Here is an 18,281-nt window from a genome sequence, read left to right on the forward strand (position 1 = left end):
TATCACCCATCTAAGCAAGCACAACGCGAGGGAGGTTGCGGGGCGTTCAACTTTTCGGCAGCGCGATCGAAGTCGAGCATTTCAACATTCGGCGCCCGGGCCGCCCGCGTCGATCGACGTCGCCGGTTCCGGCCCCGACTTGCCTGCGCCAGAGCAGGTCACGCGTAGATGCGGCGCATGCCATACCATAAAGATACTTATTTAAGTCTTGAAATCCGTTACGGAATACGGCAGTCTTAACAATTCAGACGGAATTGGAATGCTCAGAGAATTGCCCGGCGCCCGGAGACGCTGCAATGACCATTACGCCTGTTTCCAACACATTGTATACGTTCATCATTCCTGATGTTCCGACCGGCGCGACCGTTTACGAACTGGGGCCGGACTTCATCAATCTGAATGGCGAAAGTATTTTCGGCATATCCTACTGCCTCAATTATCAGGGCCAGGTGCTGCAGCCGTTCGCCGCCTATGGATTCGTCCTGGATTCCTCAAACGGCTTTCTCGGCGCGGCGCCGGCGACCAGCACCAACGCCACCGATCCGCACGGTCTTCCCGGCGGCGTGACCACCGCGCATGGGTTCGGCCGTTTCGGCGGGACCTATGCCAATGAATTTCTCAGCGCCTGGAGCAATTCCTCCGACGGAATCACCTATTCGCTGCAATATTCGATCTACACGCAGGACAGCCAGGGCGCGCTGACCTCGACAAACGCCGCCACCCTGTTCACCGGTCTCACCCCGGTCGCAATCCCCTCCTCGGTTCCCTGGGGGAACTGGGGGCATTCCAGCCAGGCCTCGCTGAACGACGGCAAGGATCTGCTCGCCCTGGACAGCGTCGACGCCTCGGGCGTGGAGCAGCTCAACTTCGCCTTTGTCGCCGGCGACGGGGCCACGAGTCCCAGCTTCACCTATAGCGACGCCAATTGGGTCGCCGGAAACAGCTATGCCTGGAGTCTCGGAGGCGGGACAAATCAATACAACCTGCTCACCGAGGACACACAAGCCGGCCAGAACGCGAGCCTGCACAGGACCTCCATTTCGACCCTGGGGTCGCAGAGCTCGGACTGGACGACGCCGACAAGTTTTTCTCAAATCGATCGGATCACCTGGGCCGCTTCGAACGGCAACACGGTCCTCGACCTCAGCGGCCTCGAGAACGGTTCGTCGGCGCATCAATTGTCGATCGTGAACTGGTCGACCGGGGCGATCGGCGCGACCCTGGACGAGAGCTACACCGGAACGCTTTATGCGGGCGCGCGGGTGCTGGCGCTCGGCGCCGCCGCCAATGGCTCGTTCCTGGAATATTGGGTGGACAGCTCGGGCCTGAAGCTTGAGGAAGTCCAGATCGTCAATGGCGCGCTTCAGGTGGTCGACACTTTCGTGCTCGACGCGAACGCCAACGGAACGGCCTCGGTGGCCAATCTCGGCAACGGGCGCGTTCAGGTCAATTGGCAGGTCTATAGCGGCGATCCCACCCAGGCCGGCGCGACTTCGGTCGACAAGACCGAGATCGTCGCCATCTGCTTCATGGCCGGAACGCGAATTCGCACGCCGGACGGCGAGGCGGCGATCGAGACGCTGCAACCCGGCGATCTCGTGCTCACCCGCGATGGCGCGGCCAAGCCCGTCAACTGGCTGGGACGGCAGACCGTGTCGCTGCGCTTCGCCGATCCTTTGCGCGTGCTGCCGATCCGCATTCGCGCCGGCGCGCTCGCCGAGCACACGCCCGCGCGCGACCTGCTGGTGTCGCCCGATCACGCCTTGCTGGTGGAGGACACGCTGATCCATGCGGGCGCGCTGGTCAACGGGCGCTCGATCACCCGCGAGACCGAGGTTCCCGAGGTTTTCGTCTATTACCACGTCGAACTCGAGGATCATGCGCTGATCCTCGCCGAGAACACGCCGGCGGAGACTTTTGTCGACACGGTGGATCGGCTGAACTTCGACAATTGGGCGGAATTCCAGGCGCTTTATCCCGGGGGCAAGACGGTGGACGAACTCCCCTACCCCCGCGCCAAATCGCACCGGCAGGCGCCGGCGCGCATCCGCGCGGCGCTCGACCGCCGCGCCGCCGACCTCTGCGCCGCAGCGGCCGGGGCGGCGTAACATGTTCCGGAGCCCGTTCGGCGATCTCCCTTTCACCGAACGGGCTCTTTCGCTCGCGGCGGGGCTTTACGCGAGCGGGGGCGTTCAGCCGATCTTGGCCACGGCGTGGATGATCTGCTGGCGGGTGCGCTGGGCGACGACCGCCACATCGGCGATGCCGGCCTGGACCGCACGCCAGGATTCGTCGCCGGCGACGGCGAGGCGGCCAATGGTGTTCTGCACGTTTTCGGCCTCGCCCTGCAGGCGAAGCAGCGCATTGTCGACATCCGCCCGCACCTGCTGAATCGCGTCGGCCGAGACGAGCTGCGCGGCGTCGGCGGACGCCTTCCAGGTCTTCATCTGCGCCTCGACCCGCGCCTTCAACGCCGCCTTGACATCCTCGGCATGGCCCGCCGCGACGACGAGGAAATCGTGCATGCGCAATTCCACCTCGCACCACTGGTCCGCCAGAACGTCGGCCTGCTGATTGGCCGCCGCCGCCGCGTCTTGCGCCGCCTTCATGCCGATCTCGGCGAAACGGTTGCGCGCCGCGCGAATCCGCTCGAGCGTCTGTTCCGCCTGTTCGCGCGCTTCGCCGCTGAGCTTGGCGGCGGAAATCTCCATGGACGCCAGGCTGGCGTCGGCCTCGTCCAGGCGCTGCTTGGTCCATGCGATCTGATTGTGAAGGGCGCTGGCGGATTTCATCGGATCTTTGTCGGTCATCGTCGGTCTCCAGTCTGATGTTTGGGGGATGTCAGCGTGGGCGACAGTGAATTTACTGAACGTTCGTTAAGTGTCAAGAGCGAAACATCGATCTTGTCGCGGACGCTGGACGGTGAGATTTTTCCGCCCCGCTCGACTCAGGTGAGAAGCTCTGATATCCAGAACCAAACCAATGGTTTCGTATTGCAATGAATGACAACAGTTCGACGCGAACGTTAATATTGTCAGCGGCGGCACGACTTTTTGCCGCGGATGGTTATGACGCAGTCTCCATGCGCGATGTCGCGGCGGAAGTGTCGATGACGCCCGCGAATATCTACTATCACTTCAAGGACAAGGATGCGCTCATCCGGGAGACGCTGGTCCATGTTCTCTCGGCGCCGGCGCCCTCATTGGAGACGATTCTGGCGACGACCCAGGCGCCGCTCGAGGTGATCGACGCCTTCATCGATTCTTTTGTGCATACGATGTTCGAGGATCGGATTTTTTCGAAGCTTGTGCTGCGCGAATTGCTCGACGGCGACGTCGACCGGCTGAAATATGTCGCCGAAACCGTCGTCAATCATCCCTTTTCCGTGGTGGCGCGCGCGGTCGCGGATTGCGGCGGCGGCGGCGATCCCGTTCTCATGACTGTATCGATCATCGGCATGATCATCGGGCATTTCCAAATGGCCGCGATGATTTGCTATGCCCCCGGCGGGACGCCGGAACACGCCGATCCCCGCGTCGTCAGCCGCCACATTTCCACTCTCGTGCGCAGCGCGCTCAAGGCTTGGGGAAGCGCGGACTGAACGGGGCGGAGGCCCGTTCGCCTTAGGAACAGACTGCAAAACGAGAGACGGAAAAAGTTCGCCGGAAATAATTCACCGAGAGCAGTTCTTGCGCGGATACGAAGCGCAGATCAATTGGACGATCTGCCGGCAACGTTTTAAGTTAGCTCTTTGTGTAATTCACCCAATTTCAAATGCGTAGCTTTCAATAAAATCTCTGTCATATCCTCAACATATTTAGCCTCTTCTGCCTGCAAATGGCACAAGCTCTATGGTCGTAGCAATATATTTTCCCAGTTTAACGGGATTAAATTCGAAATGCCTGCTGTCTGAATGCGCGAATATTTCATGACGAGCAACCAAGATTTTCTTATGCATTTCAGCATGTTCTGCGCTGAAATTAACCAACCTTAAAGGAAAACCGGGCCAGCCCTTGCTCTTAGTGAACGGTCGGGCATAAGCGATAATCAGGTTGGTTACGAAAGCAGTTTGCTGTTGATAGATTGATCCACGACGTTCCCACGGTCTTGAATGCCATTTCTTTTTGAGTAGATAGCGCGCGCAAAAGCGAGCCTGGGCGAAATCATACGTGGCGGCAAAGAGACGCTCATACTGTTTTTTCTTTTGAACTATTTCTTGCATGGAAAAATTTCCATTCCAAGCTACAAAAACATCGAAGCCCTGTCCCAATGAATGGCTAGACGTGATCTATATGCCACTAATCTTTTAGTCGGCGCGCTGGCACTCCGCGCAAAGCCCTCGGACCTCGATCGACACGGTTTCCGCCGCGAACATGTTTTTGCGCGCGGTTTGCCCCAAGAAACTTTCAAGCGCCGCGCCGGAAAATTCGCGCGTCGCGCCGCAGGCGCGGCAGATCAAAAATCCCGCGCACAGAGCGTGCCCCTGGCTGCGGCAGGCCACATAGGCGTTTTGCGACTCCACCCGGTGCGCCAGCCCCTCGTCCATCAGTTTTTGCAGCGCCCGATAGACCGTCGGCGGCGCCATCCGCTTCGCGCCGCTGAGCGCGTCGATCACGTCATAGGCCGACAAGGGCTTTTGCGCCGCCGTCAGCAAATCCAGAATCTGGCTTTGCACGGCGTTCAGCTGCGGCGAGGTTTTGAGGGTGGACATTCGCTTCGATCTGATATGTTATAACATACATCGCCGCATCGCCGGCGCCCACTGAAACTAGGATGTCTTCATGCGTCTGAAAAGCCTGCTGGCCGCCGCCCTTCTGCTGCTGCCCCTGCCCCTGCGCGCCGAAGTTCCCGAAAAGCCGCGCGTGGTCGCGAGCTTCTCCATTCTGGGCGATCTCGTCCGCGAGGTCGGCGGCGACAAGGTGGATGTGCAGGTTCTCGTCGGCCCCAATGGCGACGTCCACGCCTTCCAGCCCACCCCGGCCAACGCCCAGGCGCTGAAAAAGGCGAAACTGATCGTCGTCAACGGCCTCGGGCTCGAGGGCTGGATGACCCGGCTGATCGCCTCCTCGGGATCGCGCGCGCTGGTCGTGGTGGCGAGCCAGGGGGTGAAGAGCATCGAAGGCGAGGAGGACGGCAAGAAGGGGATCGATCCCCACGCCTGGCAGAGCGTCGCCAACGCCAAAATCTACGCCGTCAACATTCGCGACGGCTTGAGCGCCGCCGATCCCGCCGACGCCGCCTATTTCAAGGCGCGCGCGGAAGACTTTTTGGCGCGGCTCGATGCGACCGAAGCCAAGGTGCGCGCCGACGTCGCTCAGATCCCGGAGAAAAACCGCCGCATCGTGACCACGCACGACGCGTTCGGCTATTTCGCCGCCGCCTATGGCTTTGAATTCCTGGCGCCGCAGGGCATTTCGACGGATTCCGAACCTTCGGCCAAGGACATCGCCGCCCTGATCGCCCAGATCAAGCGCGAGAAAATCCCCGCCGTGTTCCTGGAAAACATTTCCGACCCCCGGCTGATGAAGCGCATTGGCGAGGAAAGCGGCGCAAAGATCGGCGGCGACTTGTTTTCCGACGCGCTCTCGGCCAACGATGGGCCGGCGCCCACTTACATCGACATGATGAATCACAATATGGATGAGTTGAAGAAGGCGCTCGTCCCTCATAGCTGAGCAAGGGGGATTGACCGCGCCCCCGCGGTCAAAAACCGAAACGGAGATTTCATGTCCGAGCAAAAGATTCCCGTCACCGTGCTGACCGGCTACCTCGGGGCGGGCAAGACCACGCTGCTCAACCGCATCCTCACCGAAGATCACGGCAAAAAATTCGCCGTGATCGTCAATGAATTCGGCGAGATCGGCATTGACAATGAACTCGTCGTCGACGCCGACGAAGAAGTGTTCGAGATGAACAACGGCTGCATCTGCTGCACCGTGCGCGGCGACCTGATCCGCATCATCGAGGGGCTGATGCGGCGCAAGGGCAAGTTCGACGCCATTCTGGTGGAGACCACCGGGCTCGCCGATCCCGCCCCCGTCGCCCAAACCTTTTTCGTCGACGCCGACGTGCAGAAGGAGACGCGGCTCGACGCCATCGTCACCGTCGCCGACGCCAAGTTTTTGGCCGACCGGCTCAAGGATGCGCCTGAGGCCAAGAACCAGATCGTGTTCGCCGACGTCATCCTGCTCAACAAGACCGATCTGGTGAACCGCGACGAGCTCGAAGAGGTGGAGGCGCGCATTCGCGGCCTCAATCCGTACGCGAAACTGCATCGCACCAACCGCTGCGACATCGCGCTGGAGCATGTTCTGGATCGCAAGGCTTTTGAGCTGGACCGCATCCTCGATCTCGACCCGGATTTTTTGACCGTGGACGAGCATGGCCATGAGCATCATGGCCATGACCACCATGATCACGACCATGGCCATCATCACCATGGGCATGACCATCATGATCATGACCACCATGATCACGGTCATCATCACCACGACCACGAGTGCGCGCCGGATTGCGACCACGAGGACCATCATCACGCGCCCAAAGTGCTGCATGACGAAGAGGTCAAGTCGGTCGCCATCGCCATCGACGGTCCCGTCGATCCCGACCTGTTCCTGCCCTGGATCAACGAGGTGGTGCAGCGCGACGGTCCCGACATCCTGCGCTCGAAAGGCATTCTGGCCTTCCCCAATGAGCCCAGGCGCTATGTCTTCCAGGGCGTGCACATGATCCTGGACGGCGATCTGCAGCGCGAATGGAAGGCGGAGGAAAAACCCAACAGCCGCATCGTCTTCATCGGCCGCAAGCTGAAGGAAAAAGAGCTGCGCGAAGGGTTTTTGGCCTGCGCGGCGTTTCAGACCGCCTGAGCGGCGCCCGTTGGCGGGCAGCTGAAAAATCCGTGGACCGCCCCCGCCCTTCGAGACGCCCGCCGCGGCGGGCTCCTTAGGGTGAGGGCTACTTTATGAAATTTTGGAGGCGGCTTGGCGGCCTGCTAGCCGTGAAGATTCAGCATCCGCGTCACAAAACTCGGATCGCCGGCCAGTAGCCATGCGAGGCCGGCGACGAGCAGCGTCGCCTGCGCCAGGCGTCCCAGGACTTTCATCGTCTGCGCGGCGCCGTCGTATTTGCCCAGCGGCCGGCTTTGATCCTCGAAGCGATAGACGAAACGACCCATGGTGCTCTCGCGCCTTCGTTCGTTTGAAAAGACGGACAAATTCAACTTAAAATTGTCCTTTCCCACACTGTCCATCTCCGGTTGCTTTTCCCTTAACATCCCCTGTTCGCTCAGATATTTGTGCGCGGGCGCGCTGGATTTGGCGCGCGCGCGAAAACGAATTATGTGTTCGGCTTGGCCTGACCGGTCTTCCCGCGCGGATTCGCTGGGAGCGGACTGGGAGGGAACGTGCGGGTTTCAGCGATGACGGCAGGGTTTTTCAACGAACAGGATTGGGCCAATGAGGCCAATTGCCCGGAAGACTCATTGCCCGCGCCACGCCGCTGGGACCTCGTGCTCACCTGCGGCGAACAGCTCGACGCCCGGCGCGATGCGCTCGAACTGCTGGCCGCGCTGGCGGCGGAAGCGCCCGGCCGCGCCATTCTGCTGATCTGCGCCGAACCCGTCGATCCCGCGGTGAAAGAAGCGCTCGCCGGGGCTTGCGCGCTGGTGGCGCCGCCGCGCCAGAACGCTTTTGGACGCTATGTCCACTTCCTCCAGTCGCGCGCGCTGCGCTTCGCCTTTTCCGCCGCCGAACTTTTGGCGGCGCTGCAGGCGCGCGGTCATGAATTCGCGCTGGTGTGCTGCGGCGACCGGGGCGCCGAGGGGTTTTTCATCGAAAAGATGCGCCGGCACGGGCAATTGCGCTTCGACGGCCTGGCCGTGCGGCTGCAGGGCCTGACGGCGCTGGCGCTCGAGGATGAGGCGACGCCGCTGCATGAGCTGAACGCCGAGGCGCGCAACCAGATGATCGAGGAAATCGTCTGTGTGCAACGGGCCGATCTCCTGCTCTATCGCGATGAGGCGCTGTTCGCGCAGGTGGAAAAACTGGGCCGGCGCTTCGGGTTTGACGCGCGGGCGCGCGCGCGTCAGGAGACCGCGCCGCTGTGGAGCGTTTTGCGCGCGCCGCCGCGCCCGGCGCTCGCCGAGCCGGCGAATCTGCCGGTCGGCTTCGTCATTCCCCATTTCAACAATGCCGCCTTGATCGCGGAATGTCTGGCCTCGGTGCGCGCCTGCGCCGAACCGGGCGACGAAATTCTCGTCGTCGACGACGCCTCGCGCCCGAGCGAGAAACAGGCGCTGCGCGAGAGTGTCGCGCGGCTGAACGTGGAAGGCGCGCCCGAGATCGCGCTGCACGAATTGCCGCGCAACAGCGGTCCCGCCGCCGCGCGCAACGCCGGCGTCGCCCATTTGCAGCGCGCCGAACTGGTGCAATTCATCGACGCCGACGACGCGCTCCACCCCGACGGGTTTCGCGCCACCCGCCGCGCCCTGCGGCTCAATCCCGACCTCGCCATGGTCTATGGCCTGCAGCGCAATTTCGGCGCGGACCGGTTTTATTGGGTGACCATGGACCCCAATCCGCTCACCATCTTCGACGAGAATTTTTGTCACAGCGCCCCGCTGGTGCGCCGCGCCGCCTATGCCGCGCTGGGCGGACAGCAATCGGCGCTGCGCCGCCATTACGAGGATTGGGAGTTCAACATCCGCCTCGCCTTGTCCGGCTTCGCCGCCGAAGTGGTTGTGGCGCAGACCCAGCAATATCGCATCGGCGCCGCCACCCGCACCTTCGACCAGGCGGAAAAAACCAACCAGTCGCGCCAGGCGCTTTTCGCCCGCATGGCGCGCGAAAAACTTTCGGGCGATCCCCATCGCGACCGGCTCGCCGCGACGCTCGCGGTCTATGCGGCCAAACTCGAACATGCCGGCCTGCTGGCGCTCGCCGCCGGCCAGCGCCGCACAGCCCCGGAGCCGGCGCGCCGGATCGTCGAGATCGCCCATGTCGTCGATCTCGAAGAGCGGATCAAGGCGCAGCCGCTGCCGAGCTGGCGCAAGAAACTGGCGCGGCTGTCGCTGTCGGTCGCGCGCCGGATCGGTCGGGCGCGGCGCAAATGATGCGGCTCGCCTTTCCTCTCCGTCCCGCCAGACCTCTCCCCCTTCGCCGGATTGCTCCATGACCTCCGCCGGAACCGCGCCCCTCGCCTGCGCTCTGTTCGAAGACCGCCACGACGCCTTCAATCTCGCGCCGCGCGCCTGGGATTTCGTGCTGACCTGCTATGAGCCGCTGAGCATGGTCACCGGCGGCATCGGCACCTATTCGCGCCTGCTGCTGCGGCTGCTGTCGCGCGACGCCGCCGACAAATCCCTGCTGCTGATCTGCGCCGTCGCGCCCGATCCGCGCCTGCGCGAGCTGCTGCCCCATACTTCCGTCATTGTCGCGCCGCCCATCCATCACCGCCATGGGCTGCATATCGAGGATGTCGGCGACGACCACATGCGTTTCTCGCTCGCCGTGGCCGAAACCCTGTGGGCGCTGCAGAAGCACGGCCACAGCTTCCGCTTCATCGAATTCCCCGATTACGGGATGGAGGGCTATTTCAGCCTGAAAATGCGGCGGCACGGGCAATTGCGCGCGGAAAAGATGGCGGTGCGGCTGCATTCGCCGCTGCTGATGCTGTTCGAGGACAATGGCGATCCGCTGCACATCGACGATGTCGGGCGGCGCAAATCGCTGGGCTATGAGCTGTTTTGCTATCGCCACGCCGACGTGCTGCCCTATGGCGCCGAGGCCATGCGGGCGCGGATCGAAGGGATTTGCGCGCGTTTCGGCTTGTCGATTGCGTCGCGGGTGAAAAAAATTCCGCATCCCAAGGCCGAGCCGGGCCTGTTCGGCCTGACCGAGGCGGCGCCGCCGCCGCCGGCGCCGCGGCCCGCGGATCAGCCGCTCACCATCTGCTATGTCGGGCGGCTGGAGAACCGCAAGGGCATCGCCACCTTCTTCGAAACCGTCGCGGCTTCGGCCGAGATCGTCCGGCTGATCAAGGACCGCAACCTGCGCTTCCAACTGGTCGGGCTCGACCTGCCCCATGACGAAACCCGCAGCAATGGGGACCTGATCCGCGCCGCCGTGGCGCAAGCCGGGATCGACGCCCATGTCGACATCTTCGGCTATGTCGACCAGCAGGCGCTGCCGGGAGAATTTTTCGTTCACGCCGACGCCTTCGTGTTTCCGTCGATCTTCGAGAATTATCCCAACGCGCTGCTGGAGACCCTGCCCTATGGCCGGCCGACGCTGGTCAGCGCGCGCGGCGGCATGCCGGAGATCAGCGCCCCCTTCCCCGAAGTGACCAGCTACGATCCGCTGGCGCCCGAGGCGCCCGACGCCATTCTGGCTTTCCTTGCGGCGCTGCAACCGGCGCAACCCGCTCCTTTCGCGCGCGAAAAATTCGACGAGGTGGCGCGTCAGTCCAACGCCAAGATGATCCGAAACTATTTTGATCTGGTCGAGGCGCCGGCCGCGGCGCCGGCGGCCGAGGGCGCGGATTTTTCCGTCGGTTTTGTGGTTCCGCATTACAATTCCAGCGCCGATCTCGGGGAATGCCTGGCCTCGCTGCGCGCCTGCGCCGCCCCACAGGACAGGATCGTCGTCGTGGACGACGCCTCCAAGCCGGCGGAGGTCGCGCGGGCGCAGGAAATTGTCGCGGGCGCCGGCGCGGGCGTGCGGCTGATCCTGCTGGAGCGCAACGTCGGGCCGTCGGCGGCGCGCAACGCCGGCGCCGCCGCTCTGGGCGATGTCCACGCGCTGCAATTCCTCGACGCCGACGACGCCCTCGACGCCGACGGGTTTGCCGCCACGCGCGCCGCGCTGCGCCGCAACCCCGACATCGACATGGCCTATGGCGTGCAACGCTCGCATGGCGAACGCAACCATTTCTGGTTCACCACCGACGCCAATCCCGCCACCGTGCTCGACGAGAATTTCGCCCATAGCGCCGTGCTCGTGCGCAAAGCCGCCTTCGACGCCCTGGGCGGCTATGCGCCGTCGATGCGCCATCTGTTCGAGGACTGGGAGTTTTATGCGCGCTTCTGCCTGGCGGGTTTTCGCGGCGAGGCGGTGCTGGCGCCGACCCAGCTCTATCGCGTGCGTCCCGCCTCACGCTCGACCGACAATGCCGACGCGCTGTTTCGCGCGCGACAGGACCTGATCGCCCATGTCGCTTTGTGCGAAAAAGTCTCCGGCGACCCCGCGACCGATCTTCTGATCACGGCGCTCGCCTGCCACGCCTCGACCCTGGTCAAGACGGGACTGATTTCGCGGGCCGCGCTGCAGGACCCGGAGGCGCTGAAGGAAGTGGTGGAGGTCCACGTCACCCGCGACGCCACCATCCGCGAGTTGCGTGCGCGCATAAAAGGCCAGCGGCTGGCCCGCTGGCGCAAAAGCGCGTCCAGCCTGCTGCTGTCGCTGACCAAGAAGCTGGCCGGGCTGCCGGTTTGAGGCCGCGCTTTATTTTGCCAGCGCCCCCGCGGCCAGCGGCCCGAGAATGAGCGCGGCGGCCAACAGGACCGCAATGCGCTCGTTCCATGTCGTCTCGCGAAAAACCTTGAACATGTTTGGTCCCCCGACGAACAACGCCTGGGGAGGCCCGAGGCGCCGGGGGCAAATAACTAAATTCGCCTGGTCTTACATGCCCATGAGCGTGAGCACATGGGCGGCGACCGAGCGGGCGAGGCCGTCGAGGTCGTAGCCGCCTTCCAGCAGCGACACCACGCGCCCCTTGCACTTGCGGTCGGCGACCTCCATCAGCTTGCCCGTCGCCCAGGCGAAATCCTGCTCGACCAGATTGAGGTTGGCGAGGGGATCGCGGCGGTGGGCGTCGAAGCCGGCCGAAATGATCAAGAGGTCGGGGCTGAACGCCTCGAGACGCGGCAGGACCGCGACCTCCATGGCCTCGCGAAAGTTCATGCTGCCGTCGCCGGCCGCCAGCGGGGCGTTGACCATATTGTTGTATTCGCCGCGCTCGCCGGTGGCGCCGGTGCCGGGATAGAGCGGCATTTCATGGGTCGAGGCGTACATCACCCGCGGGTCGGACCAGAAAATGTCCTGGGTGCCGTTGCCGTGATGGGCGTCGAAATCCATGATGGCGACGCGTTCGGCGGCATGAGTGGCCAAAGCGTGGCGGGCGGCCACGGCGGCGTTGTTGAAGAAGCAGAAGCCCATGGGCGTGGCGCGTTCGGCGTGATGGCCCGGCGGGCGCATGGCGACGAAGGCGTTGTTGACCTTGTGGGTCATCACCTCGTCAATGGCCTGGCAGCAGCCGCCGATGGCGCGATAGGCCGCGGCCAGCGTGCCCGGGCTCATGGTGGTGTCGCTGTCGAGCCGGGCGAAACCGTCGCGCGGCGAGGTCTGCTCCAGCGCGGCGAGATAGGATTCGGGATGGACGCGCAAGGCCTGTTCGCGCGAGCCGTCGACCGCCTGGTCGCGGATGAGCGTCATGAAACGCTCGTGTTCGAGAATGCGCTCCACGACGCGGACGCGATCGGGACGCTCGGGGTGCCCGGGGCCATTGTCGTGATCGAGCCCGCTGGGATGCGTAATCAGCAATGTGTTCAAGTTCTACTCGCCAATGTCCTCGACAGGTCCGCCTGCGCCGGCGGGCGCGCGGCGGACTCCGGGCATTTCCCCCTGTCTGGATGTCGAGCGCTCCATTGGCGGACGAAAATGATCCGCCGGGGTCGCCGGCCATGCATTCCGCGCGGGAAAAACCTCGGCGTCTTCCTTCCCCATTGGTTCGACGCGACGCTTAAGCCTCGCCTCACCGTTTTTGCTTTGGCGCGACGCGTCGCCTGACGGCGCGCGCCCCGCATGTGACGACAAAGCAACGCCTTGCCGCCCTCAAAACCAGCATCGCGCTATTTGTCGCATCTGTCCAACGTTGTTTATGGCTTTCGCCGAAAGTCTGGTCCTGGCCGAACTGGGTCAACGCGTTTACCCTTGGGCGCCGCGCCCCCGCCTGTCGCGTCACGGCAACTGTGTGGCGCATGTGTCACATCGCCACGGTTTCGCAGGCTTTGGGCCGCCTTGACAGTTGCAACGAGACAGCTTGGCGCTTCATATGGTCGTTAACGGGCGGCCAGCTTGGGCGTGATTTTTTTGGGGCGGGCGATGAAGTTTCGGACCTTTGCGACGATAGGCTTGATAGGGGCGGCCTTAGCCGGCTGCAATGGCGTGGGCGGCGTCCGCACCCCGGATCCGGCGCTCAACGCCAAGGACAAGGAATTCCTGTCGCTCGCGCCGACCGCCAATGTCGGCGGCGAGTACGAGCGCTACATCGTCGACGACCCCACCGGCGCCGCGCCGGGCACGATCACCATCGATTCCAGCAAGAACCTGCTGTATTTCTCCATGCCCAACAGGAAGGCGATCCGCTATGGCGTCGCCACCGGCAGCGAAGCCGCGGGCTGGAAGGGCCAGGCCACCATCGGCAAGCTCGCGGAATGGCCGGGCTGGATGCCGCCGGCCGACATGCTCGAGCGCTGGCCGCACCTGCGTCCCACCGCCGAAGCCGGCGGCCTGCCGGGCGGCCCGGACAATCCGCTGGGCGCGCGCGCCATGTATCTGTACCAGGGCAACAAGGACACGCTGTACCGCATCCACGGCACCAACGAGCCGGACAAGATCGGCCAGCACGTGTCGTCGGGCTGCATCCGCATGCGCAATGTCGACGCCATCGATCTCTACAATCGCGTGAAGATCGGCACCAAGGTCAACGTGCTCTGAGGTCTTGACCTCGCAAGTTTTGGACGCCCCCGGAAACGGGGGCGTTTTTGTTTTGGCGGCTGTCAGGCGGAGAGCAGAGCCCCCCCGTCATGCCCGGGCTTGTCCCGGGCATCCACGCCGAGCCGCGAGAGAGAATTCTGCAACAGTTCGCGTTGCGGCGCCGCGTGGATGGCCGGGACAAGCCCGGCCATGACGGACATCAGGCGATGAGGCTTACGGGATGCGCGCGTCCTTGTGGGCGGGCGGCGCCACCCCCTGCTGGGTCTGGAAAAGAACCGGAAAAGAAAAGGGGCGCCGAAGCGCCCCTCAAAGCTCAGCCGCGCGCCGCGCGTTTTTCCCGCTCGCGCTCGCGGCGGCGGTCCTGCACCGGTTGATACGCGATGCGGGCGTGGGCCTGGCAATAGGGGCCGGCGCCGATCTGCATCTTCGCGCCGCAATAGCGGAAGTCGGGGTTGGTGGGATCGCCGAGCGGCCAGCGGCACATGGATTCCCGCAGGTCCATGATGGTCACGCGCTCGGAGATCGGAATGACAACGTCGTCATGGATGACGCGCGGGGCCGGCGCGGGGGCCGGACGCGTGTCCATCGCCAGCGCCAGCGCGCCGTGGGTGATGGGCGCGGGCGCGGGGCGGACGGGCTCGTCCTTGCGCTGCGGCCGCGCCGGGGCGGCGGCGGCCGCCGCCGCGGGCGCGGGCGACTTGGCCCGGCCGGACAGGCCGAGACGATGCACCTTGCCGATCACGGCGTTGCGGCTGACGCCGTGCCCCAGTTCATTGGCGATCTGGCTCGCGCTCAACCCGTCGAGCCACATCTTCTTCAATTGCTCGACACGTTCATCGGTCCAGGACATACCGTGGTCTCCAATTTATTCTTCGTGCGTCAATACGCGCAGGACTCCACCATCGCCGGCGCGACGAGCGCGCCGCGAGCGAACGTTCTTGCAACGGGACTGACGAGGACGACGCCGATACACGCGCGCCGCACAACAAAATGTCGTAGCCGACAGATGAGAATCTACAACGAGCGCGGAATCGGGCGCAAGAGTCGTTAACACCTCAAAAAGGTTTTCCCCAGCCCATTGCCGTGAACGCGGACGGACTCGACAACGATCGCCATTTGACCGGAGCGCGCGGATTCCCTAAGATCATGCGCGGATGCCGTCCCCGGGGGACGGCTCTTTCATTTTCTGGGCCGCGCATGGCATGTTTGCGCTGAATGTGCGCGCACAAGACTTGGCCAGGCCCGCTGGGAGTGCGACATGACCTCTGCTCTACTGCCGACTTACGCACGCTATGAGCTGGCGTTCGAGCGCGGCGAGGGCGCCTGGCTGATCTCGACGACGGGCGAAAAATATCTGGATTTCGGCGGCGGCATCGCCGTGGCGAGCCTGGGCTACAATCATCCGCATCTGGTCGAGGCCCTCACCGAACAGGCGAAAAAGCTCTGGCACACCTCAAACCTGTTCCAGATGCCCGAGGGCGAGCGGCTGGCGCGGCGGCTGTGCGAGGCGACGTTCGCCGATCGCGTGTTCTTCACCAATTCCGGCGCCGAGGCGCTGGAGCTGACCATCAAAATGGCGCGCAAGTGGAATGCGGCGAACGGCCATCCCGAGCGCTTCCATATGATCACCTTCGAAGGCGCGTTCCACGGCCGCACGCTGGCGACCATCGCCGCCGGCGGCAATCCCAAATATCTCGACGGGTTCGGCGAGAAGACGCCCGGCTTCGATCAGGTTCCGTTCGGCGATCTCGAGGCGGTGGAACAGGCCATTGGGCCGAACACCGGCGCCATTCTGGTCGAGCCGATCCAGGGCGAAGGCGGCATCCGCGTCGGCGACCGCGATTTCATCCGCGGCTTGCGCGCGCTTTGCGACGAACACGGCTTGCTCCTGTGTTTCGACGAGGTGCAGTCGGGCATGGGCCGCACCGGCAAATTGTTCGCCTATGAGCTTTATGACGTCGTCCCCGACATTTTGGCCTCGGCCAAGGGGATTGGCGGCGGGTTCCCGCTCGGCGCGGTGCTGGCGACGGAAGAGGCGGGCAAGGGCATGACCCTGGGCACCCATGGCACGACTTATGGCGGCAATCCGCTGGCCATGGCTTGCGGCAACGCCGTGCTCGACGTGCTGCTCGCCGACGGCTTTTTGACGGATGTCGCGCGCAAAGGCTTGTTGCTGCGCCAGCAGCTTGCCGGGCTGGCCGCCGCCTGTCCCGACATTGTCGCGGAAATTCGCGGCGAGGGGCTGATGCAGGGCTTGAAACTGACCGTGCCGCCCGCCGATTTCGCCGCCGCGGCGCGGGCGAAAAAACTGATTGTCATCCCGGCGGGCGACAATGTCGTCCGCATCCTGCCGCCGCTGATCGTCAGCGACGAGGAGATCAGGACCGGCGTCGGCAGGCTGGCGGAAGCCTGCGCGGCGATGAAGGCGGCCAAGGAGCCGGAAGAAGCATGAACATGTCGAAACATCCCCTCACCCGCCGCTGCTTTCTCGATCTCTCCGAATTTTCGCGCGCCGAACTGCGGACCATTCTGGACCTCGGCCGCGAGATCAAAAGCCGTCGGGTGAAGGGACAGCGGGCCAAGGACCGGCCGCTGGAAGGCCGCACGCTGGCGATGATTTTCGACAAGCCGTCGACGCGCACCCGCGTCTCCTTCGACGTCGGCATGCGCGAATTGGGCGGCGAGACCATCATGCTGACCGGCGCGGAAATGCAGCTCGGGCGCGGCGAGACCATGGCGGATACGGCGCGGGTGCTGTCGCGTTTTGTCGACGCCATCATGATCCGCATTTTGAGCCATGAGCATCTGACCGATCTGGCCACCCACGCCACCGTTCCCGTGATCAACGGGCTGACGAAAAAAACCCATCCCTGTCAGGTGATGGCCGACATCATGACGTTTGAAGAACATCGCGGCGACATTTCCGGGGCGCGGGTCGCCTGGGTCGGCGACGCCTGCAACGTTTTGACCAGCTGGGTCCATGCGGCGGCGAAGTTTGGTTTTACGCTCGATATCGCCACGCCTGAAGAACTGGCGCCGCGTCCCGAGCTGATCGCCTGGGCGCGCAAAGAGGGCGGCGTGGTCAATGTGATGCGCGACCCCTATGAAGCCGTCAAAGAGTCCGATTGCGTGCTCACGGACTGCTGGGTGTCCATGGGCGACAAGGATGAAAAATTGCGCCATGCGCTGCTTGCGCCTTACCAGGTCAACGCCAATCTGATGCGTCACGCCGCCAAGGATGCGGTGTTCATGCATTGCCTGCCCGCCCATCGCGGCGAGGAGGTGACGGACGAAGTGATGGACGGCGCGCAGAGCCTGGTGTTCGACGAGGCGGAAAACCGCCTGCACGCGCAAAAAGGCGTTTTGGCCTGGTGCATGGAGGCCGAATTCGCCGGGGTCAATGGCTGATGACTGAAATTTTTTCCGGTGACGACGCCGTTCTGCCCTTCGCGGTCGAGGCGCTCGACATGCGCGGGCGCATCGCCCGGCTGGGGCCGGCGCTCGACACGATTCTGACGCGGCACGCCTATCCGGCGCCGGTGGCGAAGCTTTTGGGCGAGGCCGCCGCTTTATGCGTGCTGCTCGGCACCACGCTGAAGGACGAGGGCCGCTTTCAGTTGCAGACCCGCACCGATGGCGTGGTCGATCTGCTGGTCGTCGATTTCGACGCGCCCGACCGGCTGCGCGCGTTCGCGCGGTTCGACGCGAAAAAACTGGCGGCGCTGGCGGAGGGCGATCGCGAGCATCTGCTCGGGCGCGGGCATCTCGCCTTCACCGTCGAGCAGGGCGGCGAGAACGCGCGCTACCAGGGCATCGCGCCTGTCGAGGCGGGATCGCTGGAACAGGCGGCGCTGAGCTATTTCACCCAATCCGAGCAAATCCCCTCCTTCGTCCGGCTCGCGGTCGGACAGGTGGTGACGCCGCAGGGCAGCCAGTGGCGCGCCGGCGGCCTGCTGGCGCAATTCCTGCCCTCTTCGCCGGAACGCCAGCGCATGGCGGATTTCCATCCCGGCGATGCGCCGGAGGGGCATGTGGTTCCGGAATTTTCGGAAGACGATTCCTGGACGGAGGCGCGGTTGCTCGCCGCCACCGTCGAGGACCACGAATTGCTCGATCCCGGCCTCTCCAGCGCCGATCTGGCCTGGCGGCTGTTCAACGAGCGCGGCGTCACGGTTTTTACCGCGCGCACGCTGCGCCAGGCCTGCCGCTGCTCCGACGCGCGGATCGAGGAGATGTTGCGCAATTTCACCCAGGCCGAGCGCGACGACATGGTGCACGACGGGCGGATCACCGTGACCTGCGAATTCTGCTCGACCAAGCGGGTTTACGATCCCGCGGATTTCAAGGTTTAGCACGCTGCCTGCCTGAAACCCGTGGACCGCCCCCGCCCTTCGAGACGCCCGCCTTTGGCGGGCTCCTCAGAGGCTGTGACTTAATCTCTGTCCCTTCGCTTGTCTGATGAGTTGGGTGTGGGGACAACCAGCGTGCTTGCGGGGTCCCTCTTGTCAG

The 18,281-nt window shown here is 64.0% G+C and carries 16 protein-coding genes; 10 read left to right on the forward strand and 6 right to left on the reverse strand.

Going from position 1 to position 18,281, the window contains the following annotated elements:
• Positions 1–296: 296 nt before the first annotated feature.
• Entirely contained in the window at positions 297–2,108 is a 1,812-nt protein-coding gene (locus tag M2320_RS02350) for a Hint domain-containing protein (protein WP_264595916.1), read from the forward strand.
• An 84-nt stretch (positions 2,109–2,192) separates the two neighbouring features.
• Here the strand turns inward: M2320_RS02350 and M2320_RS02355 are convergent, their stop codons facing one another.
• Positions 2,193–2,810, reverse strand: coding sequence for a hypothetical protein (locus tag M2320_RS02355; protein ID WP_264595917.1), 618 nt, complete (start codon positions 2,808–2,810; stop codon positions 2,193–2,195).
• Between the two features lie 188 nt (positions 2,811–2,998).
• On the opposite strand from M2320_RS02355, the gene M2320_RS02360 reads away from it, so the two are divergent.
• Complete coding sequence (locus tag M2320_RS02360; RefSeq protein ID WP_264595918.1) at positions 2,999–3,601, forward strand: TetR/AcrR family transcriptional regulator; 603 nt, start codon at positions 2,999–3,001, stop codon at positions 3,599–3,601.
• A gap of 216 nt (positions 3,602–3,817) precedes the next feature.
• Here the strand turns inward: M2320_RS02360 and M2320_RS02365 are convergent, their stop codons facing one another.
• Together M2320_RS02365 and M2320_RS02370 are read right to left on the reverse strand one after the other, a co-directional pair.
• Positions 3,818–4,222 carry a hypothetical protein gene (locus M2320_RS02365; RefSeq protein ID WP_264595919.1) on the reverse strand — a complete coding sequence of 135 codons (405 nt, stop codon included), beginning with the start codon at positions 4,220–4,222 and terminating at the stop codon, positions 3,818–3,820.
• Between the two features lie 84 nt (positions 4,223–4,306).
• Positions 4,307–4,711, reverse strand: a complete 405-nt coding sequence (locus tag M2320_RS02370; RefSeq protein WP_264595920.1) for a Fur family transcriptional regulator — start codon at positions 4,709–4,711, stop codon at positions 4,307–4,309.
• A gap of 70 nt (positions 4,712–4,781) precedes the next feature.
• Here M2320_RS02370 and M2320_RS02375 point away from each other — a divergent pair, with 70 nt between their 5' ends.
• Entirely contained in the window at positions 4,782–5,675 is an 894-nt protein-coding gene (locus M2320_RS02375; RefSeq protein WP_264595921.1) for a metal ABC transporter substrate-binding protein, read from the forward strand.
• Between the two features lie 51 nt (positions 5,676–5,726).
• Positions 5,727–6,866, forward strand: coding sequence for a CobW family GTP-binding protein (locus M2320_RS02380; RefSeq protein ID WP_264595922.1), 1,140 nt, complete (start codon positions 5,727–5,729; stop codon positions 6,864–6,866).
• 125 nt (positions 6,867–6,991) lie between these two features.
• Here M2320_RS02380 and M2320_RS02385 read toward each other — a convergent pair whose 3' ends face one another.
• Positions 6,992–7,174 carry a hypothetical protein gene (locus tag M2320_RS02385; RefSeq protein WP_264595923.1) on the reverse strand — a complete coding sequence of 61 codons (183 nt, stop codon included), beginning with the start codon at positions 7,172–7,174 and terminating at the stop codon, positions 6,992–6,994.
• 228 nt (positions 7,175–7,402) lie between these two features.
• On the opposite strand from M2320_RS02385, the gene M2320_RS02390 reads away from it, so the two are divergent.
• Together M2320_RS02390 and M2320_RS02395 are read left to right on the forward strand one after the other, a co-directional pair.
• A complete protein-coding gene (locus tag M2320_RS02390) occupies positions 7,403–9,109 on the forward strand; it encodes a glycosyltransferase family 2 protein (protein ID WP_264595924.1) in 1,707 nt (568 codons plus the stop codon).
• Positions 9,110–9,167: 58 nt separating this feature from the next.
• Entirely contained in the window at positions 9,168–11,489 is a 2,322-nt protein-coding gene (locus tag M2320_RS02395) for a glycosyltransferase (protein WP_264595925.1), read from the forward strand.
• Positions 11,490–11,675: 186 nt separating this feature from the next.
• Here M2320_RS02395 and M2320_RS02400 read toward each other — a convergent pair whose 3' ends face one another.
• On the reverse strand, positions 11,676–12,605 hold the full coding sequence (locus M2320_RS02400) for a histone deacetylase family protein (RefSeq protein ID WP_184427507.1): 930 nt from the start codon (positions 12,603–12,605) through the stop codon (positions 11,676–11,678).
• 552 nt (positions 12,606–13,157) lie between these two features.
• On the opposite strand from M2320_RS02400, the gene M2320_RS02405 reads away from it, so the two are divergent.
• Positions 13,158–13,772 (forward strand): L,D-transpeptidase, encoded by a 615-nt coding sequence (locus tag M2320_RS02405; protein WP_184427508.1) that lies wholly within the window; start codon positions 13,158–13,160, stop codon positions 13,770–13,772.
• 313 nt (positions 13,773–14,085) lie between these two features.
• Here M2320_RS02405 and M2320_RS02410 read toward each other — a convergent pair whose 3' ends face one another.
• A complete protein-coding gene (locus tag M2320_RS02410) occupies positions 14,086–14,622 on the reverse strand; it encodes a GcrA family cell cycle regulator (protein ID WP_264595926.1) in 537 nt (178 codons plus the stop codon).
• Positions 14,623–15,030: 408 nt separating this feature from the next.
• Between M2320_RS02410 and M2320_RS02415 the strand changes: the two genes are divergently transcribed.
• The 3 genes from M2320_RS02415 to M2320_RS02425 are packed head-to-tail and all read left to right on the forward strand — an operon-like array spanning position 15,031 to position 18,124.
• Positions 15,031–16,224 carry an aspartate aminotransferase family protein gene (locus M2320_RS02415; protein ID WP_184427510.1) on the forward strand — a complete coding sequence of 398 codons (1,194 nt, stop codon included), beginning with the start codon at positions 15,031–15,033 and terminating at the stop codon, positions 16,222–16,224.
• Between the two features lie 2 nt (positions 16,225–16,226).
• Positions 16,227–17,180 (forward strand): ornithine carbamoyltransferase, encoded by a 954-nt coding sequence (argF, locus tag M2320_RS02420; RefSeq protein WP_184427511.1) that lies wholly within the window; start codon positions 16,227–16,229, stop codon positions 17,178–17,180.
• Entirely contained in the window at positions 17,180–18,124 is a 945-nt protein-coding gene (locus M2320_RS02425) for an Hsp33 family molecular chaperone (protein WP_264595927.1), read from the forward strand. Before argF ends, M2320_RS02425 begins: the two co-directional genes overlap by 1 nt.
• Positions 18,125–18,281 lie beyond the last annotated feature (157 nt).

The sequence above is a fragment of the Rhodoblastus acidophilus genome, from assembly GCF_025961575.1.
Taxonomy (GTDB): domain Bacteria; phylum Pseudomonadota; class Alphaproteobacteria; order Rhizobiales; family Beijerinckiaceae; genus Rhodoblastus; species Rhodoblastus acidophilus_C.